Annotated in this window: 21 protein-coding genes; 9 read left to right on the top strand and 12 right to left on the bottom strand. The window is 62.9% G+C overall.

Annotation, left to right across the window (positions count from 1 at the left end):
* Positions 1-4: 4 nt before the first annotated feature.
* The 9 genes from nirD to H0274_RS07745 all read right to left on the bottom strand — a co-directional run bounded on the left by nirD (position 5) and on the right by H0274_RS07745 (position 12,021).
* Positions 5-358: a nitrite reductase small subunit NirD gene (gene nirD, locus H0274_RS07705; protein ID WP_226794332.1), complete on the bottom strand. Its 354-nt coding sequence runs from the start codon at positions 356-358 to the stop codon at positions 5-7.
* A complete protein-coding gene (gene nirB, locus H0274_RS07710) occupies positions 355-2,835 on the bottom strand; it encodes a nitrite reductase large subunit NirB (protein ID WP_226794334.1) in 2,481 nt (826 codons plus the stop codon). Before nirB ends, nirD begins: the two co-directional genes overlap by 4 nt.
* Positions 2,836-3,067: 232 nt before the next feature.
* Positions 3,068-4,285: an alginate export family protein gene (locus H0274_RS07715; RefSeq protein WP_226794336.1), complete on the bottom strand. Its 1,218-nt coding sequence runs from the start codon at positions 4,283-4,285 to the stop codon at positions 3,068-3,070.
* A gap of 149 nt (positions 4,286-4,434) precedes the next feature.
* Positions 4,435-6,120: an ABC transporter ATP-binding protein gene (locus tag H0274_RS07720; RefSeq protein ID WP_226794337.1), complete on the bottom strand. Its 1,686-nt coding sequence runs from the start codon at positions 6,118-6,120 to the stop codon at positions 4,435-4,437.
* Positions 6,121-6,131: 11 nt separating this feature from the next.
* On the bottom strand, positions 6,132-7,181 hold the full coding sequence (locus H0274_RS07725) for an ABC transporter permease (protein WP_226794339.1): 1,050 nt from the start codon (positions 7,179-7,181) through the stop codon (positions 6,132-6,134).
* 39 nt (positions 7,182-7,220) lie between these two features.
* Entirely contained in the window at positions 7,221-8,648 is a 1,428-nt protein-coding gene (locus H0274_RS07730; protein WP_226794341.1) for a CmpA/NrtA family ABC transporter substrate-binding protein, read from the bottom strand.
* 219 nt (positions 8,649-8,867) lie between these two features.
* The gene (locus H0274_RS07735; protein WP_226794342.1) at positions 8,868-10,076 is read right to left on the bottom strand and encodes an ABC transporter substrate-binding protein; all 1,209 of its coding nucleotides are present in this window, start codon (positions 10,074-10,076) and stop codon (positions 8,868-8,870) included.
* A 19-nt stretch (positions 10,077-10,095) separates the two neighbouring features.
* Positions 10,096-10,671, bottom strand: a complete 576-nt coding sequence (locus H0274_RS07740; protein ID WP_226794343.1) for an ANTAR domain-containing response regulator — start codon at positions 10,669-10,671, stop codon at positions 10,096-10,098.
* Between the two features lie 114 nt (positions 10,672-10,785).
* On the bottom strand, positions 10,786-12,021 hold the full coding sequence (locus H0274_RS07745) for a TetR/AcrR family transcriptional regulator (RefSeq protein ID WP_226794345.1): 1,236 nt from the start codon (positions 12,019-12,021) through the stop codon (positions 10,786-10,788).
* A gap of 1,080 nt (positions 12,022-13,101) precedes the next feature.
* Between H0274_RS07745 and H0274_RS07750 the strand changes: the two genes are divergently transcribed.
* From H0274_RS07750 to H0274_RS07765, 4 genes are all read left to right on the top strand, one after another.
* Positions 13,102-14,847 carry a HAMP domain-containing sensor histidine kinase gene (locus H0274_RS07750; RefSeq protein WP_226794346.1) on the top strand — a complete coding sequence of 582 codons (1,746 nt, stop codon included), beginning with the start codon at positions 13,102-13,104 and terminating at the stop codon, positions 14,845-14,847.
* Positions 14,837-15,484: a response regulator transcription factor gene (locus H0274_RS07755; protein ID WP_226794347.1), complete on the top strand. Its 648-nt coding sequence runs from the start codon at positions 14,837-14,839 to the stop codon at positions 15,482-15,484. Before H0274_RS07750 ends, H0274_RS07755 begins: the two co-directional genes overlap by 11 nt.
* 253 nt (positions 15,485-15,737) lie before the next feature.
* Entirely contained in the window at positions 15,738-16,394 is a 657-nt protein-coding gene (locus H0274_RS07760; RefSeq protein ID WP_226794348.1) for a hypothetical protein, read from the top strand.
* A gap of 210 nt (positions 16,395-16,604) precedes the next feature.
* A complete protein-coding gene (locus H0274_RS07765; RefSeq protein ID WP_226794350.1) occupies positions 16,605-17,222 on the top strand; it encodes a nuclear transport factor 2 family protein in 618 nt (205 codons plus the stop codon).
* Positions 17,223-17,365: 143 nt separating this feature from the next.
* Here H0274_RS07765 and H0274_RS07770 read toward each other — a convergent pair whose 3' ends face one another.
* The 3 genes from H0274_RS07770 to H0274_RS07780 form a co-directional block, all read right to left on the bottom strand.
* Entirely contained in the window at positions 17,366-19,429 is a 2,064-nt protein-coding gene (locus H0274_RS07770) for a PQQ-dependent dehydrogenase, methanol/ethanol family (protein WP_226794351.1), read from the bottom strand.
* Positions 19,426-20,748 (bottom strand): spinster family MFS transporter, encoded by a 1,323-nt coding sequence (locus tag H0274_RS07775; RefSeq protein WP_226794352.1) that lies wholly within the window; start codon positions 20,746-20,748, stop codon positions 19,426-19,428. Before H0274_RS07775 ends, H0274_RS07770 begins: the two co-directional genes overlap by 4 nt.
* Before the next feature lie 152 nt (positions 20,749-20,900).
* Positions 20,901-21,827 (bottom strand): helix-turn-helix domain-containing protein, encoded by a 927-nt coding sequence (locus H0274_RS07780; protein ID WP_226794353.1) that lies wholly within the window; start codon positions 21,825-21,827, stop codon positions 20,901-20,903.
* 134 nt (positions 21,828-21,961) lie between these two features.
* Between H0274_RS07780 and H0274_RS07785 the strand changes: the two genes are divergently transcribed.
* From H0274_RS07785 to H0274_RS07805, 5 genes are all read left to right on the top strand, one after another.
* Entirely contained in the window at positions 21,962-22,423 is a 462-nt protein-coding gene (locus tag H0274_RS07785) for a nuclear transport factor 2 family protein (protein WP_226794354.1), read from the top strand.
* Between the two features lie 106 nt (positions 22,424-22,529).
* Positions 22,530-24,011, top strand: coding sequence for an aldehyde dehydrogenase family protein (locus tag H0274_RS07790; protein ID WP_226794355.1), 1,482 nt, complete (start codon positions 22,530-22,532; stop codon positions 24,009-24,011).
* Between the two features lie 11 nt (positions 24,012-24,022).
* On the top strand, positions 24,023-24,451 hold the full coding sequence (locus H0274_RS07795; RefSeq protein WP_226794357.1) for a DUF3237 family protein: 429 nt from the start codon (positions 24,023-24,025) through the stop codon (positions 24,449-24,451).
* A complete protein-coding gene (locus tag H0274_RS07800) occupies positions 24,451-24,900 on the top strand; it encodes a DUF3237 family protein (RefSeq protein WP_226794358.1) in 450 nt (149 codons plus the stop codon). Before H0274_RS07795 ends, H0274_RS07800 begins: the two co-directional genes overlap by 1 nt.
* Positions 24,901-24,905: 5 nt before the next feature.
* The gene (locus H0274_RS07805) at positions 24,906-26,510 is read left to right on the top strand and encodes a GMC family oxidoreductase (RefSeq protein ID WP_226794360.1); all 1,605 of its coding nucleotides are present in this window, start codon (positions 24,906-24,908) and stop codon (positions 26,508-26,510) included.
* The last annotated feature ends 9 nt before the right edge of the window (positions 26,511-26,519 follow it).

The following is a 26,519-nucleotide window of genomic DNA, read 5'->3' on the forward strand; positions in this document are numbered from 1 at the left end:
GACCTCAGGCCGCCTGCGGTGCAGCTTGGCGGGCCAGCACCGCTTCGCGCAGCAGGAATATCCGTCCCCCGTCCATTTTAAGCGGAATGGTGGGCACGCAGCCCTTGTCATCCCCGAGCGCCTCGCCCGTCATCAGGGAGATGTTCCAATTGTGGAGCGGGCAGGTCACCACAGCGCCATGGACAATACCCTGGCTGAGCGGCCCCTGCTTGTGCGGGCATTTGTTCACCAGAGCATAGCAATCGCCATTCATGGTGCGGAACACCGCGATCTCCTCGCCCCCTTCCACGGGCAGGGTGCGGGCGGTGCCCGGCTCGATCTGCGTTACCGGACCGATATCCAGCCATTTACCGATCATTCTGCGGGCTCCATCTGCAAAGGGCGGACCTGGGCGATATGAGCGTGAAGATCGGCGCGCTTGCCGCCCGCTCGCTCAGCCCATGGGTCATGCTGCGAATATTTCTGGGAAAGGCGGAATCGGGCGGCGAGCTTGCGCACTTCCTCCACATCAGCCAGCCGCTGGCGGAGGCTCTCGATCCCAACCCGCTCGATCCACGGGGCGGTCCGTTCAAGGTAATGCGCTTCCTCCCGATAGAGCTGGATGAAGGCGCCGCACATCTCCATCGCCTGCTCCTCGGTCTCGACCTTGCAGAGCAGATCGGTACCGCGCAGATGAATGCCGCCATTGCCGCCGACATGCAGTTCATAACCGCTATCGACGCAGATCACGCCGAAGTCCTTGATGGTCGCCTCGGCACAATTGCGCGGGCAGCCGCTGACGGCGATCTTGAACTTGTGCGGCATCCAGCTGCCCCAGGTGGCGTGCTCGATCTTCACGCCCAGCCCGGTGGAATCCTGCGTGCCGAAGCGGCACCATTCGCTGCCCACGCAGGTTTTCACCGTGCGCAGCGCCTTGCCATAGGCATGGCCGGAAACCATCCCCGCCGCGTTGAGATCGGCCCAGATGGCGGGCAGGTCTTCCTTGTGGATGCCGAACAAATCGATCCGCTGGCCGCCGGTGACCTTCACCGTGCGCGCGCCATATTTCTCCGCCGCGTCGGCAATCGCGCGTAGTTCCTTCGGATTGGTCAGCCCGCCCCACATGCGCGGGACGACCGAATAGGTGCCGTCCTTCTGGATGTTGGCGTGGAGCCTCTCATTGACGAAACGGCTCTTCTGATCGTCCTCATATTCGCCCGGCCATGCGCAGAGCAGGTAGTAATTGAGCGCCGGGCGGCAGGATGCGCAGCCATCAGGCGTGGTCCAGTGCAGCTCCTGCATTACCTGCGGAATGGCCCTGAGCTGTTTTTCAAGGATCAGGCGGCGGACATCGTCATGCGTAAAGCTGGTGCATTTGCACATGGTCTTCGGGCCGGACTTCACTTCCGATCCCAGCGTCAGCGCCAGCAAGCTCTCGACAAGCCCGGTGCAGCTGCCGCAGCTGGCGGAAGCCTTGCAGGTGGAGCGCACCGCATCGAGACTGTGGGCCCCCCCTTCGATGCAGGCCACCACCTGCCCCTTGGATACGCCGTTGCAGCCGCAGATTTCGGCATCGTCCGAAAGGGCGGCAACGGCGGTGTTAGGGTCCGCAAGGGCGCCCCCCATCGCAAAGGCCTGGCCGAAGATCAGCGCCTCGCGGACATCGGAGATGTCCTCGCCCTTCTTCAGCAGGTCGAAATACCAGCTGCCCTCGCCCGTATCGCCATAGAGGACCGCGCCGATCACGCGATTGTCCCGCACCACCACGCGCTTGTAGATTCCGCGCGCGGCATCGCGCATCACGATGTCCTCGCTCCCGTCGCTTCCGGAGAAGTCCCCAGCGGAGAACAGGTCGATCCCGGAGACCTTGAGCTTGGTGGAAGTGACCGATCCGGAATAGCCGGTGGGGCTCTCGCACAGGAAATCCGCCAGTGCACGGCACATTTCCCACAGGGGCGCAACAAGGCCATAACAGGTGCCGCGATGCTGCACGCATTCGCCCACGGCCAGGATCGCGGGATCGGAGGTCACCATGTGATCGTCCACCACGATACCGCGCTCGACCTCTATTCCCGCCGCCTTGGCAAGCAGGGTGCTAGGCCGGATGCCCACAGCCATGACCACCAGATCAGCGGGGATTTCCCGCCCGTCTTTCAGGCGGACACCCGCGACATGCCCATCCCGTTCGAGGATCGCTTCCGTATCCGCTCCGGTCAGAATGGTCTGGCCGCGCCGTTCCAGCTCTTCTTTCAGCAACCATCCGGCCGCCTCGTCCAGCTGGCGCTCCATCAGTGTGGGCATCAGGTGAACGACGGTGACCTTCATGCCCCGAAGCGAGAGGCCATGCGCCGCCTCCAGCCCCAGCAGGCCACCGCCGATCACCACCGCATCGCCCCCGGCATCCGCCGCGGCGAGCATCTTGTTCACATCGTCCAGATCACGGAAAGTGACGACGCCCGGCAGATCCTTGCCCGGCACCGGAATGATGAAAGGGTCCGAACCCGTTGCGATGATCAGCCGGTCATAGGGTTCAACGCGACCTGACGCCGCGATCACGGACTGCATCTTGCGGTCGATCCGTTCCACCGGATCGCCGGAGATCAGGGTGATGCCGCTTCCGGCATACCATTCGGCCGGATTGATCACGATATCCTCGAACTGCTTTTCGCCCGCCAGTACGGGAGAGAGCATGATCCGGTTGTAATTGACGCGCGGCTCGGCGCCGAAAATCGTGATGTCGTAGCGGCCTGGATCGCGGGCGAGGATTTCCTCCACGGCCCGGCAACCGGCCATGCCATTGCCGATCACGACCAGCCGCTCGCGCCCTCCCCTGTCGAAATTCTGCGGTGCATTCACTCTTCCTGTCCTCCAGCCCGCAAGGGGCCAAAAGCGCACGCAAAAAAGCCGCCAAGCCTATCCCGAAGGACATGACTGGCGGCGACATTGCCACGCTGTGTTGAATTCATCACGGCTGCGCTGGATCGCCCTTCCTTGGGCGGCGCGATTCCGATCGAAGGAATTTCTAACTCACAAAAACCCCTCCCGGCAAGAGACTTTTTGCAGTGCAGCATCACGCCGGGAGCAATCATCACAGGGCTACCGATGCCTGCAGCCACAATTTGTCCGTATCCGCGCCAAAGCCATCGGCGCGATAGCTGGCATATTTGGCGAGCAACCCGACTTTGCCCAGCCTGAAGCCCACGGAAGCATCCCATTCGCTGCCGTAATCCACGCCCCCGAAATCGCTTTCGAAACTGTGCCACGTCACGGCTGCATTAAGGCCGGGCAGCACCGTCACCCCGGCGAATTTGTAGCTCACCCCGATGGAATAATCGCGCAGCCCCGCTGCTGGCGTCGTCAGGAACAGATCCGCCCAGCCGCTAAAGGCATGCAGGGTGGCCAAAGGCGTCTGGAACGAAGCCACGCCGCCATCGCTGCCGAGTTCCTCATAGGCCACCTTGATGCTGAAGCCCCGCAGGCCAAGCCCGACCTGAAGATCATGGTATTCCGCCGTATAAGGGATGGGATTTCCGCCGAAATCGGACTGAGTGGCAAAACTTGCCGAAAGGTCCAGAACCACGCCGCCACCCAGCTTGACCGTTCCGGCAGCACGCAGGCCATAGGTCTGGCTGCTGAAGGCAAGGCGGGTGTCATAGTCGATGAGATAGGCAAAGGCGCTCAGCGTCACGGGCTTGAGGCCAACTGCCGCATTCAGCAGCACCAGATCGCCGTCGAAATGCTCGTTCGGGCTTTCCGTGCCGAAGACGGTGCGCTGTGAAATGGCATAGGCGGCATCGAGCTTCACCGGCCCCAGCGCAGCCTGCGCGCGCATCGCGTCGAAAGTTTGTTCGTTCTGGCGCCACCCGACATTGCCGACGAAGCGCGCATTGTCCTGCACGATACGCTGGCGGCCCAGGGTGAGACTGTATCCACCCTTTGCATAGGCGACCTGCAGACGATTGAGTTCGATATTCTCCGGATCGGCAACAATGGGATAAGGTTCCACCCCATTGCCCGGCAACGTGTCGTTGTAGTGATCCGAGATTGCCCCGGTTCCCTCCCCTTCGGCCAGCAGGGAAAAGCCGCCAGCCTTCAGCTCGGCACCCAGCCGGAGCCGTATCGTGACGGCATCGGCATCCCTTGCGACCCCGGCCTGGTCGACATGCTCATAGCGCAGATTGGCATCGAGAATGGGATCGAGGGTGACGCCGTCTCCAAGCGCGACCGGATCGCCCGGCGCGGCCCATGCGGGTGCGGCGAAAGCAATGGTGGAAATAGCGGCGAGGGAAAGGAATTTGAAGCGCATCTATACCTCCCTGTGCGGCCCATCAGGCCGGCTTGAGAGGCGAGCGCCGTTGCCCGCCGGGATCACGCGGAACCATCCGCGGCCTGCCCGGAAACCGAATGCAATGGGCAACCGGCGCCTTTGCCGGTTCCCTTCTCTCCCGATGCGTATCAGGCTGCCCTTGCGGCTGGCCCGTGATCATATTCGGCCAGGAAATGCAGCACTTCCTGTCGGTATTGATAGAATTTCGGATCTTCCAGCAGCGCCTTGCGGTCACGCGGGCGTGGCAGATCCACCTTCAGCACCTTGCCGATCGTGGCATTGGGGCCGTTGGTCATCATCACCACCCGGTCGGCCAGCAGGATCGCCTCGTCCACGTCATGCGTCACCATGATCGCGGTCACCTTGGTGCGGTTCCACACTTCCACCAGCACATCCTGAAGATCCCAGCGAGTGAGGCTGTCGAGCATGCCAAAGGGCTCGTCGAGCAGCAGCAGGCGCGGACTGAGGGCAAAGGCACGCGCGATGCCCACGCGCTGGCGCATCCCGTTGGACATCTCCGCCGCCAGCTTCTCCTTGGCGTCGCCAAGACCCACCCGGTCGAGGTAGTAATCCACGATGGCCCTCCTTTCGGCGCGGGCGGCATGGGGATAGACCCGCTCCACCCCCAGCGCCACGTTCTGCCGCGCGGTAAGCCAAGGCATCAGACTGGGTGCCTGGAACACCACGGCCTTGTCAGGACCGGCGATGTCGATTTCCCGATTGTCGAGCACGATTCCGCCCCCGCTGATCGGATTGAGCCCGGCCGCCATGGTCAGCACCGTGGATTTGCCGCAACCCGAATGGCCGATCAGCGAAATGAACTCGCCCCGGTCCATCAGCAGGTTGAAGTCTTTCACCACGGTCAATTCACCCTTCGGCGTGGGATAGGCCTTCCGCAGCTTGTAGAACTCGAGATAGCGGCTCTCCACCGCGCTGCGCGCTGCATCGCGATAGGCATGCGGCGGAGGGGCCAGATCCAGCGGCGTGACGTTGGGTAAAGCGATGGTGCTCTGCTCCTCGCCGGAAGCGGCGACGTTCAATCCACCCAGATAGCCGACGATTTCCTTGCGCAGGCGCTGAAATGCCACATCGTCATTCATCGCTTCACGCTCACGCGGGCGGGGAATGGCGATGTCGAAGGTCCGGCCGATGCGAGCTGCCGGTGCCGGCGTGAGCACCGCCACCCGGTCGGCCAGCAACAATGCCTCGTCCACATCGTTGGTGACGAGGATGATCGTGCGCTTTTCCTCTTTGCGGATACGTTCGATTTCATCCTGCAATTTCGCACGGGTCAGCGCGTCGAGCGCGGACAGAGGTTCGTCCAGCAGGAGGATTTGGGGCTCCATCGCCAAGGCCCGTGCCACTGCCACGCGCTGTCGCATACCGCCGGAAAGCTGGGCAGGCTTTCGCTCTCTCGCGTGGTCGAGGCCCACCAATTCGATCTTTTGCCTGACAAGCGCGGCGCGCTCGGCCTTGCTCCTGTCCTTGTGGACGGCGTCCACCGCCAGGGCGACATTGGCCTCCACCGTCAGCCAGGGGAACAGGGAGTAGGACTGGAACACCAGCCCCCTGTCCCTGTCCGGGCCGTCGATGGGCTTGCCACGGAGCAGTATCTCCCCCGCATCGGGTTCAAGCAGGCCCGCCACCGCCGAGATCAGCGTCGTCTTTCCAGCGCCCGAGAAACCCAGGATGGCAACGAATTCGCCCTCGGCAACCTCCAGATCCACTCCGCCCAGCACTTCGCTTACGCTGCCGGATTTGCCGGTGTAGCTCTTGGAGACACCTTTGAGTGACAGGATCGGTTGCATGGTCATCCGCCCCTCCCTCAGGCCGCGTGGTTACGATTGGCGAGCGACTGGAGCGCCATCATGACCCGGTCCAACCCGAAGCCGATGAAGCCGATCACGATCACCGCGAACATGATCCGTGCGAGGCTCTGCGAGCTGCCATTCTGGAATTCGTCCCACACGAACTTCCCGAGGCCAGGGTTCTGCGCGAGCATTTCCGCCGCGATCAGCACCATCCAGCCCACTCCCAAAGACAGGCGCATGCCGGTGAAGATATAAGGCAAGGCGCTGGGAAGGATGAGGCGGGTTAGCCGGGCGAACCAGCCCAGCCGCAGCACGCGGCCGACGTTCAGCAAATCCTTGTCGATGGTGGCAGTGCCGATGGCTGTGTTGATAAGCGTCGGCCAGAGCGAGCACAGCATTACCACCAGCGCCGAAATAACGAAGGCCTTGGGCAAGGCCGGGTCAGGGCTGGTGATCATGGCTGAAATCACCATGGTGACGATAGGCAGCCAGGCCAGCGGGCTGACCGGCTTCATGATCTGCACCAGAGGATTGATCGCCGCATTCACTCGCTTCGACAGCCCGCAGACAAGCCCGACAGGCACTGCGACGAGTGTGGCAAGCAGGAAACCCAGCGCCACTGTTTCCAGCGAGGTCAGCACCTGATCGGGGAAAGTGGGCGGCCCCGCAAATTCGAATTCCTGCACTGCGCCGGGATTGCCACCCGCCAGTGCTGCGGCATTGCGCGCCTCCTGCCCGGCGTAGAATTCCGCCTCCGCAGTCTTGGCCGCGCTCCATTCCTCATAAAGCGAAACACCCTGCTCCGCGACTTCCAGCGGGCCGGGAAGCGATCCGAGCGAGGTCTGGACCTGCGGAGCCAAAGCGGCCCACAGGCCAAGGAAGGCCGCGATGCCGATCAGCGGCCAGACAAGACCCTGCGCAATTTCCGCCACCCGGGCCAGCACTACGCTCCGCCTGGGCGGAGCGACCGGTTCCGCGGCAAGTCCGGGCGCGTTGCCTTCCGATACTCCTGCTCCTGCTTCCATCACGTCGGTTTCTTCCAAATCGGCATAGAGGGTTGCCATATCGTGCTCCTGAATCCTGCAACGTCGCGGAAAACCGCCTCAGCGGACACCGCCCGGCGTGACTTTCTGCCCTTGCTTCAGGCCGATGCTGAACTTGGCGAGATATGCGTTGGGGGCCCGGCCATCATAGGTAATACCGTCGATGAAGCCGCTCTGCGGATCGCGGAAACCATCGGTCTTGGGGACGCTGGTCGCAGGGATCGCTCCCTTTTCGACCAGCGAGTTGGCCGCCGCCAGATAGATGTCCGGGCGATAGACGGCCTTGGCGGTGTCGAAATACCACTGATCGGTCTTGTCCTGATCGATCTGCCCCCAGCGGCGCATCTGGGTGAGATACCAGACGGCGTCCGAATAGAAGGGATAGCCCGCGAACTTGCCGAAGAAGATGTTGAAGCCGGGCGCCGGCCGAGTGTCGCCGGGCTCGAAAGTGAACTGACCTGTCATGCTGGCGGCAATCACCTTGGCATCCGCGCCGACATAATTGGGCTGGGACAGGATCTTGACCGCTTCCGCCCGGTTCGCCCCGCCATCGGCGTCCAGCCATTGCTGCGCCTTGATGATCGCTCGCAGCATGGCGGCAGTGGTGGCGGGATATTTGTCGGCGAAATCCTTCCGCAGGCCGAAGACCTTTTCCGGATTGTCGTGCCAGATCTGATCGTCGGTAATCACCGGCACGCCGATCTTCTTCTGCACCGCGGCCTGGTTCCACGGCTCGCCCACGCAATAGCCTTCGATGGTTCCGGCCTCCAGCGTGGCGGGCATCTGCGGCGGCGGCGTGACGGAGAGCTTCACATCCGCCCCCACCGTGCCACCCACATCGCCCGGCGTGTAGAAGCCGGGATTGAGCCCGCCCGCCGCCAGCCAGTATCGCAGCTCGTAATTATGGGTGCTGACCGGGAAGACCATGCCCATGGTGAAGGACTTGCCCTGCTTCTTGAGGCCATCGACCACCGGCTTTAGCGCGGCAGCCGAAATCGGATGGACCACCTTACCGTCCGCCCCCTTGGGCAGGGTCGGCTTGATCTGGTTCCACACCTTGTTGGACAGAGTGATGGCATTGCCGTTCAGATCCATGCTCAGCGGGACGATCAGATCGGCCTTGGTGCCATAACCGATGGTTGCGGCGATCGGCTGGCCTGCCAACATATGTGCCCCGTCCAGCTGGCCGCCGATCACTCCGTCCAGCAGCACTTTCCAGTTCGCCTGCGGCTCCAGCGCAACGTTCAGCCCCTCTTCCGCGAAGAAGCCCTTTTCCTTGGCGATGGCCAGCGGGGCCATGTCGGTCAGCTTGATAAAGCCCAACTTGAGGACGGGCTTTTCCACCGCGCCAGCGGCACCCGGTGCGGCGGCGACATCGGCCCCGCTCTTGCTGCCCCCGCTCGATCCGCAGCCGGCCAGGGCCGCGCTGGCCAGCAAGGCCACGATCACGCCCCGACGGTTGAACTTGCTTCCCTCGAACCCTGCCATTCGCACCACCCGTCGCTATGCGAACAACACAAAAAAGCCGCCACGATTCAACTCCGGTAGAGGGAGCGGATCGGGCGGCGACGTTGCCACGCAATGTTGAATTTCGTCCGGCCTGTGTTGGACAATCCCCCATCGGATGACCGTCCGGACAAAGCGATGACTAACCGATTCGCCCGAGCGGCGTAAAGCGTTTTTTGCGATGCAGCATGCGATTGCCCGTCACAGCAGCTTCGCAAGATAGCCGGGAATATCGTCGGGATCGAAGATTCCGCCATCGAAAAAACTGTTTTGCGATAATACCATGGCCCCCTGCTGGGCAGTCACGGAAGTCAGCCCGCGCAGGCTCCCTTCAACCTTGGAACTGGCCCCCGGAAGCACGTCGCCCGTGCCCATCAGTGCACTGCGGTAAACATCCGGGCGAAACACCCGAGCGGCCGCCTGCGCATCCTGCGCCGAATAGGCCAGCCCATCCCAGCGGAGCATCTGCGAATAGAGCCACTCCGCCTGACTGACCCAAGGGAAGTTCGCCGCCTCACGATACTGGAACATGAAATCGGAATAATGCACCGGCTCCCCGCCGCGCCGCAGCACCAGCCGGTCAGAGATCGAACGCATGATGAGCCCGGCATCGCCATCGAGATATTCGGCGCGGGCGAGAATTGCAGCATTGTCCTGCCAGTTCTCCGGCTCCACAAAATGCCTGCCGGCCTTGCGCATCGCGCGGATCAGTGCCTCGATGGTTGGGCGGCGATCTTCCAGCAGCGGCTCGCGCAGGGCGAGGACCTTTTCCACGCCACGCCGCCAGATCTGCGCCGTGGCCAGCACGATGGCGCCCACGCCGCGCTCCACGCAAACGCTGTTCCATGGCTCACCCACACAGGCACCATGGACCTCCCCGCTAGCAAGCGCGTCGGCCACGAAAGGCGGCGGGACAGTGACGATCTCGATATCCCGGTCCGGCCGGATTCCACAGGCTGCCAGCCAATAGCGCAGCATGTAGCTATGGCTGGAATAACGGTGGACCACGCCGAAGCGGAGCTTCTCCCCTCGCGCCGCAAGCTCGCGCACTTCCTGCGCCAGCGCCGCGCCGACCAGCCGCGGATCGCCAAGGGAATCGGTCGGCGCGACCTTTGCCGCAAGCGCGTTCGACAGGGTGACGGCATTGCCGTTCAAACCCAGCACAAAGGGTGCTGAAAGGGGCTGGGGCGGACGGTTACGGCCCAGAGTAGTCGCGATGGCGAGCGGCGCCAGCATATGCGCGGCATCGCTGTGCCCATAGAGCAGGCGGTCCAGCACCGTTGCCCAGGATACATCGCGCACGAAGTCGAGCGAGAGCCCCTCCTCTTCCGCAAAGCCATGTTCCTGCGCCAGGATCGGAAGGCAGGCATCGACGAGCGGCAGGAAGCCGATGGTCAGCTTTTCGCTCATTCCGCGTCTCCCATCCCGCTCATTTCCCCATCAGTTCATGCGCGGTGACCACCGCTTCGGCAATGTCCACGATGCGCCGGCTCGATTGCATCGCCTTGCGGCGCAGCTCGGCATAGGCTTCGGGTTCGGTAATGCCCTTGCTGTCCATGAGGATGCGCTTGGCACGGTCCACCGTCTCGCGCTCGGCCAGCTTGCCCTTGGCTTCGGCAAGATCCGCCTGCAGCCGCGCAAAGGCATTGAAGCGCTTCACCGCGAGATCCACCACCGCCCGGATGCGGCTGGCATGCAGGCCGTCCACCACATAGGCCGAAACACCCGCATCAATTGAAGCGCCGATCGCCTGATCGTCGGCCTGATCCACGAACATCGCAATCGGTCGGGCGAGCGCGCGGCTGACGGCGAAATATTCCTCCAGCACGTCGCGCGAGGGGTTGCCCAGATCGATCAGGACGATGTCAGGCGAGATTTCCTCGATCCGGGCGAGCAGCCCCTTGCGCTCGGCCAGAACGAAAATCTCGCATCCCGCAAGTTCACGAAGGCCCTCCTCGATGACCGAGGCACGCGCTGCGCGCTCATCGACGATGGCAATCCTCATGCCCGCGATATTGCAGCGCAGCATTGCGCTGGCAAGCTGTCAGCTTACGAACTGACGAAATACCGCCACGATGCATCGACCCGCCGCCCCAGGCAGTCCGGCAAAATACGGCGGCTAACGAAATATACGTAACGCCGTGCGTGCCAGATCCCGTGCATCTTCCTCGGCCAGCCCCGTACCCCAGTGCCCAAACCCTCTCACAACTGAAGAAAATACAGCCACGAGCGAGGGCGATGTCAGTTCATTCTCGCCCAGGAACTTGGCGAGAAGAGCCCCGCCAACGGGGTCACGGAAGCCGCGGATCACTCCACATAGCGCGCGGTCCCCTTCATCGCGGGACAGATTGAGGATCACTTCGTCCAGCGCCCTCAGCAAGGGCTCATGACCGCCGATTACACTTTCGATAACGGCTTCCGTCGCCGCTTCGGGATCGGAAGGCATGGCGTCGATCAGGGTAAGGGTCGGTGCGGTGGAACTGCCTTCATACACGCCCTGCAATGCCAGCCGCAGCATCTTGGACTTGGAGCCGAAATGATAGGACACCGCGCCCAAAGTGGAATCGGCACGCCGGGCAACCGAACGGAAGGTCAACGAAGCAAGGCCCTCCTCCGCGAGTATCGCAGCGGCAGCCGCGTCAATCGCGGTAAACTCCTCTCGCGCCCCGAATGCCTCACGATACTGGCGCTCAGCCAGATCCTGATATTGCACGCGGATGACGGAAGATGGCGCACTGCTTGGTTCGACAAAATGAAACAATGCCGCAACCGTCTCATCCAGCAGAGCGCGATCCAGCAGGCGATGCCAGCGGATGAGATGCTGGCTTGCCTCACCGTCAAAAAACAGCGCCAACAGTTCCTCATTCGGGAAAAAGCCCACTTCCCGGCACAGCCGGCTCCACAAGTTGCGCCATAGTGTGGTCCATTGACGATGAGGCTCGCATAGTGCCGGGTTGGCTGCCACAGCCGCATGCGCCTCGCGCCAGGCGAGCGCCAGAGAACGCTGATCACAAGTCCACTGCTCAATGAGCGAAGCCAGCAGGGAGGCCCGCGCAGCCATCGGAAATGTATCCAGCGGAAGAACGCGCAACTCTTCGAAGACGCCGTTCATCCACGCGCTTGCCTCCATCAGCGCGGCATGCTGGGCATGGACAAACAACTGTTCCAGACTGCCAAAATGATAGTCAATGGCGGAAACGGAGGCATCTGCCTCCCTTGCAATCATTCGTACGGAAATCTCCGCCTGACTGTGCCGCAGCCAAAGCGCAGAAAGCGCCTTGATTAACCGGCCCTGCGTATCACAAGCGCCCGCTTCCCTACGAATTGAAGACGAATTTCCAGCGTTATACGCCATTGATTATTTTGCCCCAGTCCCTTTTCCCATCTCGCAAAATGCACGATCCCGCACCGTTTGGGAATGCCCTCAGTTTCGCTCCAAAAGTGACATACAGATGTTCTAAATTACAGCGGTTGGCAGATAAGAAAGAAGGAAGCCCCAATAAGTACCAGGCCCGCTTCTCGGGGGGCCGTTCCCTGCTTTACGGGGCAGCAGTTGCTCTTGTATTTATGTTCGGCGCCCCTCGAAAGGCGGCTCGCCTCCGCCAAGCAGGCCGACGCAATCGCTTGCTAGGCAGCTTCAAGTCGCCGAATACGCCCACCCCTCTTTTTCCTTGCCCAATCAACAGGATATGGCAAACCCCCATAAGGGCACAGGGGTATGGGATGATACAAGCAGTCATGCCGGAGAGCGCCAGAGCAGGCTTGTTCTGGAATCCGGCAGCGATCAGCTATCTTTCACAATTACTGATTGCCCTTATGCTGTTCCTCTATCTGGCCTGGCGCGTCCGGGCGGAATACCGCATCGGGCGTGAGATCGCGCCAACGCTGCTGTTTGGCCTCACGATCGGCTTTCTCGTCCCGGCCCTGCTGACTTCATTGCTCTACGCGATGACCGGCGGCGGGTGGATGAGTTACGTTATGCCGTGGATCTCCCCGGCTTCGTTTCCGGTGCTGGCGATGCCCTGGGTCTCGGTATTCACGGGCAGCGCCGCGGCCACCTTCACCCAGTTTGCCTATCGCTTCCCTCGGCCGTTACCTCGAGCGAAGCGGGAGCCGATGATCGTGGGCGGGCTGATGGCCTGCATGGTTGCTATGGAAGCGGTCATCGCCCTGCGAACCGATGCAGCTATGCTGGCGGGGGACAATTGGGCTCGTCCCGATTGGGTCGCATGGTGGATGAACGCCGCCGCGCTTTGGATCGCGATGATATTCGTACGCCAGTATCTGGCCGCGCAAATGGCAGCGCACCTGCCCAGCCCCCCCCTCTATCCCGGCAACCTCGGTGCGCGATCTCATCCGAGCTGGTTTTGCCCCAGCCACGAGCCGCGAGGCGAAGGCGGCACGGGGCGTTCTGATTTTCACATTGCTGCCGGTGATGCATACGACCGCCCTCGCCTTGCAGCAGCAAGGCTTACTGGGGCCCTACTCGATCGACATCCTCCTCTGCTGGTCGGTGCTGGCGCAACTTACCGGCTTTACTCTCGTTTACATCGGCTATCTGCCGGAACGCTCGTCCTTCCTGTTCAAGCTCACTTCGATCAGCGCCGCGCTGCTGCTGGCCGCGATCAACGGCACTTGCTGGATCATCGCCCCCAGCTATTTCGCACAGTTCGAAGCACCCGGCATGGTCACTGCCGGGCAGGAAATCCGCTTCTCGCCCAATGGCCATGGCGGTTACGCCGTGGGAGACGCCCCCCAGTCGCCCGCCCCCATGACCGGACGAAGGATCGGCCCGCAAGGGAGCATGGTGCCGCTTCCTTTCACGTTCCCCTTCTATGGGCGGAAATATCAAGCGGCCTATGTTTCAGCGGATGGCACTGTCGCTTTCGATCATGTTCCTCACCCTGCTGAAACCGTGTTCCATTATGGCGCCCAGCCTACGATCTATCCGTTGCTTGTCTCCGTTCCCAAAGCCGGGACCGATGTACGATTCCACACCGCTCCAAAGCGCCTCGTCATTACGCGACGCGACAGATGCGCCTTCGGACAGGAAGGCTGCTATGGCTTCCAAACTGTCCTGCACGCCGATGGACGGATCGATTTTGTCTATCTGGCAATCCCTGCCCAACCCCGGTTTCAGCCCTTCAAACCCCTGGCTTCACCATGGCTGATGGGGATCACTCCCGGAAATGGGTACAGCGCGACGGGTACTTCCCCACAGGTCACTCTGATCCGGGATTACCACCATGAATTTCTTACCCATATCGACCGCCTTTATGCGCCGCTGGTTCCCTTCCTGATCGGCGCATTGTGCGTTCTGATAGTGGGGTTACCGCAGCTTCTCAGAGGCTTTCTGGTGCGCCCCCTCGAACAGCTGCTGGAAGGGATGAGGCAATTTCGCGATGGCGATCTGGGCGTCCAGGTGCCGGTCAGCTTCAATGACGAAATCGGCTACCTCACCGAATCCTTCAACGCCATGGCTCGCTCGCAACACGACATGGTGCATGGGCTCGAAACGATGGTTGCCCAGCGCGTGGCCGAAGTCACCGACGTCACTGCGCGGAACGCGCAACTGGAGGAGCGCAATCGCCTTTCCGCCGATCTGCATGATTCCGTAAGCCAGACGCTGTTTTCGGCCGCTCTGCTCTCGGATGCCCTGCCCGGCCAGTGGCGCCGGAACCGTATCGAAGGGATCAAAACTCTCGAACGGCTCGGACAATTCAACCGCGATGCACTCAACGAGATGCGGTTGCTGCTCACCGAATTGCGGAACGGCGTGGAGGAGGACCAGCCTCCGGGGGGACGGATCAAGGCCCTGGTGGCCCAGTTCGAGGCAAGACATGGCCTGAAGGCACAAGTGGACATCTCCGGCGACGCCCCTTTGCCTGCCGAAGTCCGTACGGTTTTTCATCGTATCACACAGGAAAGTCTGAATAATATCGCAAAACACGCGCAGGCCGCTAATGTGCGCGTGGCATTCGAGGCATTGCCGGGACAGGCACTGCTCGTAATCGCCGATGACGGCCAAGGATTTGATCCGACCGCCATCGAAGGGGACCATTTGGGGCTACAGATCATGCGGGAACGTGCGCAGCGCATCGGCGCGACGCTGGAGATCGAAACTGCTTCCGGCAAAGGCACCACCACTACGCTGGTATGGATGCGTAACCATGCCGAATAGAGGTATCCGCATCCTGCTGGTGGACGATCACATGGTGGTGCGCGCGGGGCTTGCACAAGTGCTCGGTGCAAAAGCCGGCTTCACGGTGGTGGGAGAAGCGGAGAGCGGAGAGGAAGCCTTGTTCCTGTGCCATCAGCATCAGCCCCATGTGGTACTGATGGATGTGGTGATGCAGGGCATGGGCGGGATCGGCGCAACCGAAGCAATCCGGAAATACCAACCGAATACGCGGGTGATCGCCCTCAGCACCTTTGCCGATGGTGATACCATTGCGCAGTTGCTGGCTGCCGGTGCGAGCGGGTTTCTACCCAAGACCATTTCGGCCGAGGAACTGGTCGATGCCATCAAACGGGTCCATGCCGGGGAGACGATCGTCCTTTCAGGCCCCGCTTCCCCAGAGCCGGTGCAACAGACAGTTTCCCCCGGCGAAATCAAGCTGAGCGGACAGCAGCGGCGTGTCCTCGCCTTGCTGACCAGAGGCTATACAAATGGCGAAATCGCCGCCTATCTTCGGCTTTCGCTTCCCACTGCGCGCTATCACGTCAGCGCGATCCTGTTGAAGCTTGGCGTCTCCAACAGGGCCGAAGCCGCAGCACTGGCCGAACGCAACCGGCTGGTGGGCGAAGCGGATTTCTAGCACCCCTGTACAATCGTATAGGGTGTACTGGCCGTGCGGCCAGTTCCGCTTCCCTGTTCCATCCCTATCCTCCCCGGCCAACAGGCGGGTCCGCCCGCGAACGGGGGTGATCATCTTGAAGCTCGTTTGCCAGGAGCGCTCCGACCGAAGAGTAGCTCTGCTCGCGGCTCCCGCAATGCTGGGGCTAGCGCTGCTCACCAGCGGCTGCGACGACGCGCCTGCTGCCGACAGAAGCGACACTTCAGTTACTCCAATGCGCGTAGAAACGGCTGCAGCAGCCCATCTGCCGTGCCCCGACAAGGGGCCGAGACTTCCGCTCACGGGATTATGCGTCAGCCGCGCAGTCAAATATCTCCATGAGGTCGATGGAGGCACTCCGGAGAAACCGGATGGGTGCGAATGGGTTGTTCAGGAAACAGCGACGCCCGGCGGCGACGTTCTGCTCTATCGGGCACTACAATGCGCAGGTAGAGCCACCAAGCTCGCCTGGTCCGCCATCGATACGCAAAGCGCCCAGCTCAAATATGAAAGCTCGGCACTGGGCCACAAGGCAGGCGATCTGGCAGTAACGATCACGGGGATGGAAGAAGGCAATCCCGGCGCGGGAGCCCTGGCCTTCGCCCGGGCAGCGCTGGGCGATCCCGGTAAGACCGTGCGCTGTGTAGCGCGCAAGTCCGATGTGGCCGATTGGCCTGCCGACGCGCTGGTGATCGATGCCTGGCCCGGCACGCCTGCCGGCGGCGCTTGCGGACCCTTTGGATTTCAACCCGGCACGCCTGCTTACTGGCGCGAATTCCAGCACCAGTCGTGGTTTTTTCAACTCGGCCCAGGCCGCCCGGAGTTTGATCCCGGTTCTTTCACCCTGATTACCTGGGACGGGCAGGCCTCGCGCTGGAGCAGGGCGCAATAGCTGCGCTGCCAGAGCGCATCATCTCATGCGGAAGAATAGGGGGCCGGACGCTTGTTGCGTCCGGAAAGGACGATCCGCCGGCCCAGGGGGCATCAGGGCCGGCGGATCGGACATCCTTCCGTCCAGCCCGATGCTGCACTTGCAGGCAAGCACTGGCACAATCGGGCATCTAGGCTGGTCCATCACAGCTGAAGACTAAGGGATTGGATGATGGACGAGTTGCAAACCCTGAGGGATGAACTCAAGCTCCTGCGCGCAGACTTCGATGCGATGGCGACAAAGGCCCGCAAGGCAGACGATTACATCGAGATCTGCAATCTTCAGGCGGCCTATGGCTATTATGTCGACAAAGGCCGGTGGGACGACGCGGCAGACCTTTTCGCGCCCGACGCGACGCTCGAACTGGCCGGTCGCGGGGTTTATGTCGGGCAGGAGCGGGTGCGGGCCTATCTGCATCACCTGCCGCCCTATGACCGGGGCGTGCTCTACAACCATATGCAGCTCCAGCCGGTGATCCATATCGACAGCACCACAGGCACCGCCAAGGGCCGCTGGCGCAGCTTCATGATGGTTGGCGCGCTGGGTGCCGAAGCCCGCTGGGGCGAAGCGACTTACGAGAACCAGTACAAGCGCGTGGACGGCAAGTGGCGGATAGCTCTGCTCCATGGATACATGAACATCTACACCGATTACGAACAGGGCTGGCACAAGGGCGGCGTGAAGCTGCTACGCTCCATTGACGGCCTGCAGCCCGACCTGCCGCCGACGATGGAATATGAAGCCTATCCCGAGCCGGTGATCGCGCCCTATCATTACGATAAGGTGTGAGGTTGCCGGCCCCCGCCGGGAAAGGGCGACGATGTGTCACCTTTGCCTGCGCGAAAATGCCATGTTTCGTGCAGGGTATGTTACCCCTGCAGCACACGGTTTCACGCGATTTTTTACCGTCATGTGCGCCCCGAATTGCGCCGCTACTTCCCCACGCCGCCCGGCCCGAAATCCTCGTAGCTCCGCTTCGCCAGATAGGTGCGGATCGCCTCCGCATCAGCGCGGGTCAATTTGCCTTTGAAGCTGGGCATGCCGTTCCGGGCGAGCGCACCATCCAGCAGGATGGCAAAGAAGGCATCGTCCATCACCAGCGGCGAAAGGCGCAGATCGGGATAGGCACCCGCGCTGACGGCGCCGCTGCCATGGCAACGCAGGCAGAAGCGGCCGAACAGTCCGTCCCCCTTGGCAATGACTCCCGCAGCTATCGGCATGGCCCGCACGATAGGTTCATGCGGCACTTCCTGCGGCGTGAAAGGCGGCAGCTTCGCCTTGCCGTCCAGCGCGAAAACCAGCAGCCGGTTCGGCCCGATGGACTTACCGGCCTGCAATGCCATCACCCCGCCAGTCAGCGGCCAGCCGCCGCCCCATCCGGCCATCACCGCCACATATTGCCTGCCATCCAGCCTATAAGTGATCGGCGGGGCAAGAATGCCTGTCTGCGCATCGAAGCTCCACAGCTGCTTCCCCGTCTCATCATCATAGGCGACCATCTGGCGTGCGGTATTGCCGGCGAAGACCAGCCCGCCCGCAGTCGCCAGCACTCCGCCATTGAAGGGCGCGGCCTGGTCCACTTTCCAGCGCGCCTGCTGCTTCACCGGATCCCACGCAATCAGATAGCCCTTCATCCCGGCGTAGAGAGCCTTGCGATCCGCCTCGCTCATCGTGCCGCCGCCGCTCATCGCCACGCCCGAAGTATAGACGCCAACTACCTGCTTTTCCGCATCATTGGGTGCGAAGGGCATGCCCACATCCTGGGCAGGAATATAGACCAGCCCCGTGCGCGGGCTGAACGCCATGGGCGGCCAATTATGCCCGCCCCCTGAACTCGGAAACTGGAAATGCGCCTTGCCGGTGCGATAATAGCGCGCTTCCGGCAGTTCTATCGGGCGGCCCGTTTTCGGATCGAGCCCGCTGGCCCAGTTCACATTGACGTAAGACTTGCCGGAAATGAACTCCCCCGTCTTCCGGTCCAGCACATAGAAGAACCCGTTTTTCGGCGCCTGCATCAGCACCTTGCGCAGCTTTCCGTCGATCTCAAGATCGGCCAGCACAATGTTCTGCGTGGCCGTATAGTCCCACGTATCGGCCGGAGTTTCCTGGAAATGCCAGGCATATTCGCCCGTATCGGCCTGCAACGCGACGATGGAGGAGAGGAACAGATTATCCCCCTTCCCATTCGAGCGCATGCCGTGGTTCCAGGGCGAGCCATTGCCGGTGCCGATATAGATGAGGTTCAGTTCGGGATCATATTCGATGGCATCCCACACCGTGCCGCCGCCGCCATATTTCCACCATTCGCCTTCCCAGGTGGGGCGGGCGATCTTCATGGCGCTGTCGGATGCGGCCTTGTCCTCTACACCCGGCTTGCCCGGCACAGTGTAGAAGCGCCAGCGCAGCTTGCCGCTGGCCATGTCATAGGCACCAACAGAACCGCGCGCCCCGAATTCCGCGCCGCCATTGCCGATCAGCACCATGTCCTTCACCACCCGCGGCGCGCCGGTGATGGTGTAGTTTTCCGCCAGAGGATCGGCCTGATCGATTGTCTGCGTCTGCCATACCGGCTTGCCGCTTTGCGCATCGAGCGCGATCAGCCGCCCGTCCAGCGCACCGAGGAACACCTTGCCGCCTGCCACGGCAACGCCGCGCGACACCGGCCCGCAGCAGGACCGGGCAGAGGCTTCCCGCACCTGCGGATCATAGCTCCACAGCAGCGTACCATCGCGCGCATCCAGCGCCTGCACCACATCATAGGCGCTGACGAGATAGATGCGCCCGTCCACCACGATCGGCGTCGCTTCCTGCCCGCGATCCGTATCCAGATCGTGGAACCAGGCGAGGCCGAGCCGGGAAACGCTCTCCCTGTCGATCTCTTCCAGCGGGGAATATCGCTGCGCCTCCGCCGTGCGGCCATGCATTGGCCAATCGGCATCCGCGCTGCCGCAGGCTGCCAGAAGGCAGGCGGCGGCCAGCGCGGCGAGCCTCCTCATGCTGCTGCTTCAGCCCGGTGCCGCGCGCGAGCCGCCAGATAGAGGGCAAGCCCGCCAAGCGCGAAGAATCCGGCAAAAGTCGCAATGGCCATTTGCAGCCCGCCCGCCGAAGCCGCCGCGCAGGCCGATCCGGGAACCTGACCCGCCGCGCCCGCACATAGGGCAGCGAAGTTCCCGCCATAAATCATGGACGACGCCGTATCGCTGACCGTGCCCACCAGTGGCGGGCCCACGCCCTGCCCAACAAGATGGACGATAAGCAGGAAGATCGCCGATCCCGTCGCACGGCTCCAGGAATCGAGATTTCCATGAAGAGTAGCGATGGCCGGGCCCATCGCGGTGTAGAAGAAGAACGATCCGACCAGCATCACGGGAATGGCGATGGCCAGATGGCCGCTCATCAGCCCGATCACGAACAATGGCGCGCCGAGAACCGATCCGAGCGCGGGGAAGCCCAGCAGCCAGCGCTGATCGCGCCGGGCGAAATATTCGCTGGCGAACCCGCCCAGCAACGTCCCCACCAGCGAAGCAACGCCCGAGATGGTGCCGAAGACCAGCCCCGCCTGCCCTGCATCGAGCGCGTAGGAGCGTGAGAAGAAGGCAGGCAGGAAGGTATTTACCCCGAAGCTGCCCAGGCTGATGCAGGTCACACCCACCAGCAGGAAGCGGATGGTCGAACTGCCCATCATGCCGCTGAACACCTGCCAGGCGCTAGGCTTTACAGTCGGCCCGCTTTCCTCCGCCACAGTCGCCCGCGCAGGCTCTTTCAGGAACAGGAAGCACAACAGCGAGATTATCCCGCCCGCCACGCCGAAGAACAGGAAGGTGGAGCGCCAGTCGTAATTCTCGGCAATGGCCCCGCCCAGAAACGATCCCAGCAGCGAGGCGACCGGAACGCCGAGCATGAAGATGGAAATCGCCGAAGCGCGCTTTTCCGGCGGATACATGTCCGAAATCATCGAATGCGGCGGAGCTTCCGTGGCGGCGCTGCCCACCGCCATGCCCAACCGGGCCGCCAGCAACTGGGTGAAATTCACGGTCAGGGCCATGAAGGCTGTGAACGCCGATCCGATGAGCAGGAAACCCGCCGAAATAGTAGAGCGGCGATAGTTTTCCGCCATGCGCGCTACCGGGACGCTTGCCAGCGCGTTCACCACGGCAAAGGCAGTGCCGCCCAGCAGGCCGATCTGGAAATCGCTGACCAGGAACTCGGCCTTGATCTTCTCGGCCACCAGCGCAACCACCACGCGGTCGATGAAGCCGAAGGCGTTGAGCGAGGCGAGCAGCAGCAAGGCCACTGCACGGTCACGTTGCGTCACTGCATTCCCCTCTATCCGGGCCTCGCTCTCGCGGCGGGCATTCGGCCGTTTCTACCCTTGGGGCGCTGCCTGAACGTGCATGCGAGCGCATTAACAAGCGTGGCAGCGAAGCGCAGCGTGATGGAGACCGATCTCAACGCCTTGGGGCAACGTCAGTGCAGCACCGCCAGAGCGCGGCATTCACGCGGAGTCCGGCCGAAACGAGCCTTGAAGGCGCGGCTGAAATGCTGGGAATCGCTGAAGCCCCAGAAATGGGCGATGTCGGTAATCGAGCGCGCCGCGAAAGCCGGATCGGTCAATTCGCTGCGGCAGCGATCCAGTCGGCGGTTCCAGATGATCCGGGCAAGCGTATTCGCCTCCCCCTCAAACAATTTGTGCAGCGTTCGGCTGGAACAGCCCAACGCCTGTGCAATCATCGTCACACCCAGGGCAGGATCGGCAAGGTTCCGTTCGATGAATTCCAGCACTGCGGCCCGGCGCCTTTCACGCATATCGGGCAGAGAACCGGAATCGCCCGCCCGCAATGCCAGTTCCAGCAACTGGATCATATGGCCGCCGATCAGTTCACGCTCAGGCTGAGACAGCGTCGCCCCGGTCATCACGGCAGCCGAAGCACCTGCATGCAGCACCTGCACCGCGCCTGACAGATAGCTGCGCGGCCTGCCCCACCAGTTGAAGCCGGGGCGCGGCGCCGGCAGCAACCGGCAAGGCAAGGTTATGGTCAATTGGCGCGAATGGCCGGGCGCATCGAATTCATAGGCGATATCCTTGCGCAGGGCACACCATTGGCCGGGCCGGATTTCGATCTCGCGCCCGTGCTGGCGCAATCGCGTAATCCCTTCTTCCTGAAAGAAGAACTTGAGCGCTGCCTCTTCCGCTTCGCGATCCAGCCGGGGGGCCTGGGCGATGCGATGCCGCCCCAGCGAGGCTTGGCACAGGCGCACGGATCCGAAATCGCTGCCTCTGAGCGATGCCTCGCGATCGTCGTCAATCTCCACCCGGTCCGCGCCGGTGAAGGCCAGCCACTGGCGGCTGCGTTCAAGGCGACTGGCCGCCCTGGTGGAAAACACCTTCAGCATCTCACCCCTCGCTACCCGGCCAAACGGGGCCTTGCCGACCCGCTTGTCTTTATGGCCGCTTCAGGCAGAACTAATCCGCAAGGACAAAGCTGTCCAGAAGAGGCAGCGGCCGTCAACGAGAGGAGAAAGCCGATATGGCACGCATTCCGGTGGAAGATGAACTGGCGATCAGGGAACTCTACGCTCGCTATTGCTGGGCGCTGGATACGGGGGATACTGACGGATATTGCGATCTCTTCACCGACGATGCCGAAGCCACGGAAGAAACCTCCTCCGGCGGGCTGGAAATCCGCAAGGGGCGGGACGAGATCCGCAAGCTGGTACTCAAATTCCATGACCGGCCGGATTTCCCCGGCCACCAGCACCAGATGGACCAATTCACCTTCGAACCCGATCCTCTGGGCCGCCCGGATTGCTGGGTGGTGCGCACCTATGCCTGGGCCACGATCAACCGCCCGCCCGAACACCCCATCCTGCACTGGTGCGGCCATGTGCGAGACGAAGTGGTGAAAGTGGATGGCGACTGGAAAATCGCCGCCAAGGACATCATGGGCTGGGGCGGCAAGGTGCTGGAACGGTTCGGACCGCGCAATTGATATGACTGCGCCACATACATGCGGCTGCACTTTCAGTCCCTAACCATCGCGGCGAGGCAAGTCCGCACGGCTGCCGGATGCTAGGGGCGGGAGGAAAGGATTTACGATGAGCCAACCCGCCCTTCCCGTCCTGCCACCCGCCCGCCACCATATTGGCGGCTCCTGGGCACAGCCTTCCGGCGGCGCGACCATCGCCGTGGAAGACCCTTCGACCGGGCAGACCATCGGCGACATTTCGGCCGGCAGCGCCGAAGATATCGATGCCGCCGTCTCTGCCGCGCAGCAGGCGATGTATGCGCCGGGTCGCGAGCGCTGGACACCGGCCCAGCGACAGGGCGCGCTGCTGAAGCTGGCTGACGCCCTGGAGGCCCGTGCGGAGGAATTCGCCCGTCTGGAATCGCTCGATGCGGGCAAGCCGATCTTCAATACGCGGATAGTCGACGTGCCCGGCGCTGTTGCCGCCCTGCGCTATTTCGCGGGCTGGGCCACCAAGCTGACCGGCGAGACGATGGAGCTTTCCGCTCCCGGCAACTGGCATGGCCACGTCCGGCGCGAGCCGGTGGGCGTGGTGGGCCAGATCGTTCCGTGGAACTATCCCCTGATGGGCGCGGCCTGCAAGATCGGCCCTGCCCTCGCCGCAGGTTGCGCAGTAGTACTCAAGCCAGCCGAGCAAACCTCGCTCTCCACGCTAAGGCTGGCGGAACTGGCCAGCGAATGCGGCGTTCCTCCGGGCTATTTCAACGTGGTGACCGGGTTTGGCGCAGAAGCGGGCGCGGCATTGGTGGAACATCCCGATGTCGCCAAGATATCCTTTACCGGCTCCACTCTCACCGGTCGCCGGATCGCGGAGAGCTGCGGGCGGCAGATCAAGCGCTGCACTGTGGAACTGGGCGGCAAATCTCCCGTTATCGTGCTGCCCGACGCCGATCTGGATGCCGCCGCGCGGGGGATCGCAACGAGCATCTTCTTCAATAGCGGCCAGACCTGCTCCGCCGGATCGCGGCTGCTGGTCCATGGCAGTGTCGCCGATGATCTCGTCCAACGGATCGCGGCCATCGGCGCAGCCATGACCATCGGCGCCCCGAGCGATCCCGATACGCGGCTTGGCCCACTGATTTCCGCCGCGCAATTCGCCCGTGTTTCCGGCTTCGTGGCAAGCGCTCAAAGCGAAGGCGCAACCCTGGCGGCAGGCGGTGCGCTGGACGGCGCAATCGCCGGAGGCAGAGGCCATTACTTCCGCCCGACCATCCTTGCCGACGTGACTGCCCGCATGGCCGCCGTGGAAGAGGAAATCTTCGGCCCGGTCCTGTGCGTGGCGCGCTTCGAAACGGAGGATCTGGACGAGATCGCCGCATTTGCAAACGACACTTCCTATGGCCTTGCATCCTATGTCTGGACCCGCGATCTCGCCAGAGCACTGGGCCTGATCGACAGACTGCGCGCGGGCACGGTGCGGATCAATTCGGGCGGCGGGAACGACTTTTCCATGCCGGTGGGCGGAGTGAAGCAGTCCGGCTCCGGCCGGGAAAACGGCCGCGCCGGGATCGAGGCTTACACAGAGCTCAAAGCCGTCACGATGGTGTATTGAGGGGCTTGAGGATGACACAGGAAGCCACAGCACCCACACCCGGCCTTGTCCCCGCCTTCACGCTCGAAACATTGTTCGGGCCGCCGCTCGATGTGGGAGAACTCCCTATCGGTGGGGCACGCAGCCATTGGCCGGTTGCGGGTGGACGCTTCCATGGCGACGGGCTGGAGGCATCGGTGAAGGGCGGAGCCGAAACCCGCTTCGCCCGCGCCGATGGCGTGACCGTGGTGGAAGCCAGTTACTACATCGAGGCAGAGGGCACTCTCGCCCGCGGTTTCGGCACGGGATACCTTACCACGGATGGCGAGTTCCAAGGCACCCGCCTCACCCTTCTGTTCGAGGCGGAGGTCGATGGCCCGCTCGCCCAACTGGCAGGCGCTGCCTATGTCGCCGAGCGGCCTGCGGGCGCCACCGCCCTCACCATTCACAGGATCGTCTGATGCAGCTGGAACTCGCGCTCGAAATGCAGATCACGTTGGGCCCGCGCATGCATATCCACATGGATGGCTATACGCGCGGGGCCGTTCTGATCGAGAAAGGCACTTTCCGCGGCCCCGGCATTTCCGGCCGGATCGTGCCGGGCAGCGGAGGGGATTTTCCGCTGGTGCAGGCGGACGGCAATGGCCGCTTCGAATCCCAATATCTGCTGGAAACCGATGACGGCGCCTTCATCCTGAAGCGCAGCACCGGCATCCGCCATGCCCCGCCCGAAGTAGTGGCCAAGCTGCTGGCGCGCGAGGAAGTCGATCCGTCCAGCTATTACATGCGCATGACCCCGCGCTTCGAGGCGCCTGTCGGGCCTTATGAATGGCTGAACCGCACGATCTTCGTCGGCGTGGGGCAGCGTAACCCTGACGGTTCCCTGTTCCGCTTCTGGAAGGTGGTTTGAACGCAATGGAGCAGTTCGACTATATCGTCGTTGGTGCAGGTTCCGCCGGATGCGTGATCGCCAATCGGCTGAGCGAAGACCCTTCATGCCGCGTGCTGCTGCTGGAGGCTGGCGGCAGCGACCGTAGAATGGACGTGCGCATCCCGCTCGCCGTCTCCAAATTATGGCCCAATCCCGATCTCACCTGGGGCTTCTTCTCGGAGGAGGAACCCGAACTGGATGGGCGCCGCCTGCCCGTGGCACGGGGCAGGATGCTGGGCGGTACTTCCTCGCTCAACGGCATGATGGCGATCCGCGGGCATCGCCGCGATTATGACGGCTGGCGCGATGCCGGGTTGCCCGGCTGGGGCTGGGACGATGTGCTGCCCTATTTCCGCAAGCTGGAGAGCCATTGGCGCGGCGACACTCCGTTGCATGGCGGCAGCGGGCCGCTCTGCGTGCAGCCGCATCCCGCACCCAGCCCACTGATGGCCAATGCGGTGGCAGCTGCACATGCCATGGGTTTTCCCATCACGATGGATTTCAATGGCGAGCGGACCGATGGCTTCGGCATGCCCGATTTCACCATCAGGGACGGCCGGCGTCACAGCGCCGCCGACGCCTATCTGCGCCCCGCCCTTTCCCGGCCCAATCTGGAAGTCCGCCCCCATGCGCTCGCCACCCGCATCCTGTTCGAGGGGAAGCGGGCAACCGGTCTCGCCTGGATGCAGGGCAGCGAGGAAAAGCAGGCCCATGCCGCTCGCGAGGTGATCCTGTGCGGCGGGGCGATCAACTCGCCGCAATTGCTGCTGTTATCGGGCATCGGCCCGGCAGAGGATCTGTCGGGAATGGGCATTCCCGTTCTGCATGACAGCCCCGATGTCGGCGCCAATCTGATGGATCATCCCGGCGCCGGGATGGAGCTGGACCTTGCCCCTTCCCTCGCCTTTGAAAGCCAGCTCCGCTTTGACCGGCTGATGCTGTCCGGCCTGCGCTGGCTTATGCGGGAAAAGAGCCCATTCGGCGCCCCGCCGCTGGCCATTTCCGCCAATGTCGCCACTGGCACAGAACCTGACCTTGTGGACCTGCACATCTTGCTGATCCCGCTGGCGATGGAATCGCGCGTCTGGTTCCCCGGCATCGCCCGCCCATTCGGCCCGCGCATGGGGGCAATGTGGTCCCTCAACTATCCCAGGAGCCGGGGATGGCTGAAGCTGGCCGCGCCCGATCCCCGCGCCCATCCGCGCATCCGCTTCAACCTGCTGTCGGCAGAGGAAGACCGGGCGGAAATGGTGCGTGGCTATCGCACCTTGCGCCGCCTTCTGGCCCAGCCTGCCCTGGCGGAAGTGACCGGCGCGATGCGGCGACCGGAAATGGCACCGGAAAGCGACGAGGATGTGCTCGCCTATATCCGTGCAACCGCCGCCACGGCTTACCACCCCTCCGGAACCTGCCGCATGGGGGGTGACGAGCGCGCCGTGCTGGATGGAGAGTTGCACGTGAACGGCGTGGAAGGCCTGCGCGTGGTGGACGCCTCAGTTTTCCCACGCCTGCCGGGCGGCAATACCAATCTGCCGGTCATCATGGTGGCCGAACGGGCCGCCGATTTCATCAAGGCAAGCCGCAGGTAGTCGCAAACG

The sequence above is a fragment of the Fulverythrobacter ferritrahens genome (genome assembly GCF_020539485.1).
In the GTDB taxonomy this organism is placed as follows: Bacteria; Pseudomonadota; Alphaproteobacteria; order Sphingomonadales; family Sphingomonadaceae; genus Andeanibacterium; species Andeanibacterium ferritrahens.

What these genes read in the sequence shown, in the direction of transcription:
- nirD (WP_226794332.1), bottom strand. Translation starts at nt 358, where the DNA reads ATGATCGGTAAATGGCTGGATATCGGTCCGGTAACGCAGATCGAGCCG.
- H0274_RS07715 (WP_226794336.1), bottom strand. Translation starts at nt 4,285, where the DNA reads ATGCGCTTCAAATTCCTTTCCCTCGCCGCTATTTCCACCATTGCTTTC.
- H0274_RS07720 (WP_226794337.1), bottom strand. Translation starts at nt 6,120, where the DNA reads ATGACCATGCAACCGATCCTGTCACTCAAAGGTGTCTCCAAGAGCTAC.
- H0274_RS07725 (WP_226794339.1), bottom strand. Translation starts at nt 7,181, where the DNA reads ATGGCAACCCTCTATGCCGATTTGGAAGAAACCGACGTGATGGAAGCA.
- H0274_RS07730 (WP_226794341.1), bottom strand. Translation starts at nt 8,648, where the DNA reads ATGGCAGGGTTCGAGGGAAGCAAGTTCAACCGTCGGGGCGTGATCGTG.
- H0274_RS07735 (WP_226794342.1), bottom strand. Translation starts at nt 10,076, where the DNA reads ATGAGCGAAAAGCTGACCATCGGCTTCCTGCCGCTCGTCGATGCCTGC.
- H0274_RS07740 (WP_226794343.1), bottom strand. Translation starts at nt 10,671, where the DNA reads ATGAGGATTGCCATCGTCGATGAGCGCGCAGCGCGTGCCTCGGTCATC.
- H0274_RS07745 (WP_226794345.1), bottom strand. Translation starts at nt 12,021, where the DNA reads ATGGCGTATAACGCTGGAAATTCGTCTTCAATTCGTAGGGAAGCGGGC.
- H0274_RS07750 (WP_226794346.1), top strand. Translation starts at nt 13,102, where the DNA reads ATGCATACGACCGCCCTCGCCTTGCAGCAGCAAGGCTTACTGGGGCCC.
- H0274_RS07755 (WP_226794347.1), top strand. Translation starts at nt 14,837, where the DNA reads ATGCCGAATAGAGGTATCCGCATCCTGCTGGTGGACGATCACATGGTG.
- H0274_RS07760 (WP_226794348.1), top strand. Translation starts at nt 15,738, where the DNA reads ATGCGCGTAGAAACGGCTGCAGCAGCCCATCTGCCGTGCCCCGACAAG.
- H0274_RS07765 (WP_226794350.1), top strand. Translation starts at nt 16,605, where the DNA reads ATGGACGAGTTGCAAACCCTGAGGGATGAACTCAAGCTCCTGCGCGCA.
- H0274_RS07770 (WP_226794351.1), bottom strand. Translation starts at nt 19,429, where the DNA reads ATGAGGAGGCTCGCCGCGCTGGCCGCCGCCTGCCTTCTGGCAGCCTGC.
- H0274_RS07780 (WP_226794353.1), bottom strand. Translation starts at nt 21,827, where the DNA reads ATGCTGAAGGTGTTTTCCACCAGGGCGGCCAGTCGCCTTGAACGCAGC.
- H0274_RS07785 (WP_226794354.1), top strand. Translation starts at nt 21,962, where the DNA reads ATGGCACGCATTCCGGTGGAAGATGAACTGGCGATCAGGGAACTCTAC.
- H0274_RS07790 (WP_226794355.1), top strand. Translation starts at nt 22,530, where the DNA reads ATGAGCCAACCCGCCCTTCCCGTCCTGCCACCCGCCCGCCACCATATT.
- H0274_RS07795 (WP_226794357.1), top strand. Translation starts at nt 24,023, where the DNA reads ATGACACAGGAAGCCACAGCACCCACACCCGGCCTTGTCCCCGCCTTC.
- H0274_RS07800 (WP_226794358.1), top strand. Translation starts at nt 24,451, where the DNA reads ATGCAGCTGGAACTCGCGCTCGAAATGCAGATCACGTTGGGCCCGCGC.
- H0274_RS07805 (WP_226794360.1), top strand. Translation starts at nt 24,906, where the DNA reads ATGGAGCAGTTCGACTATATCGTCGTTGGTGCAGGTTCCGCCGGATGC.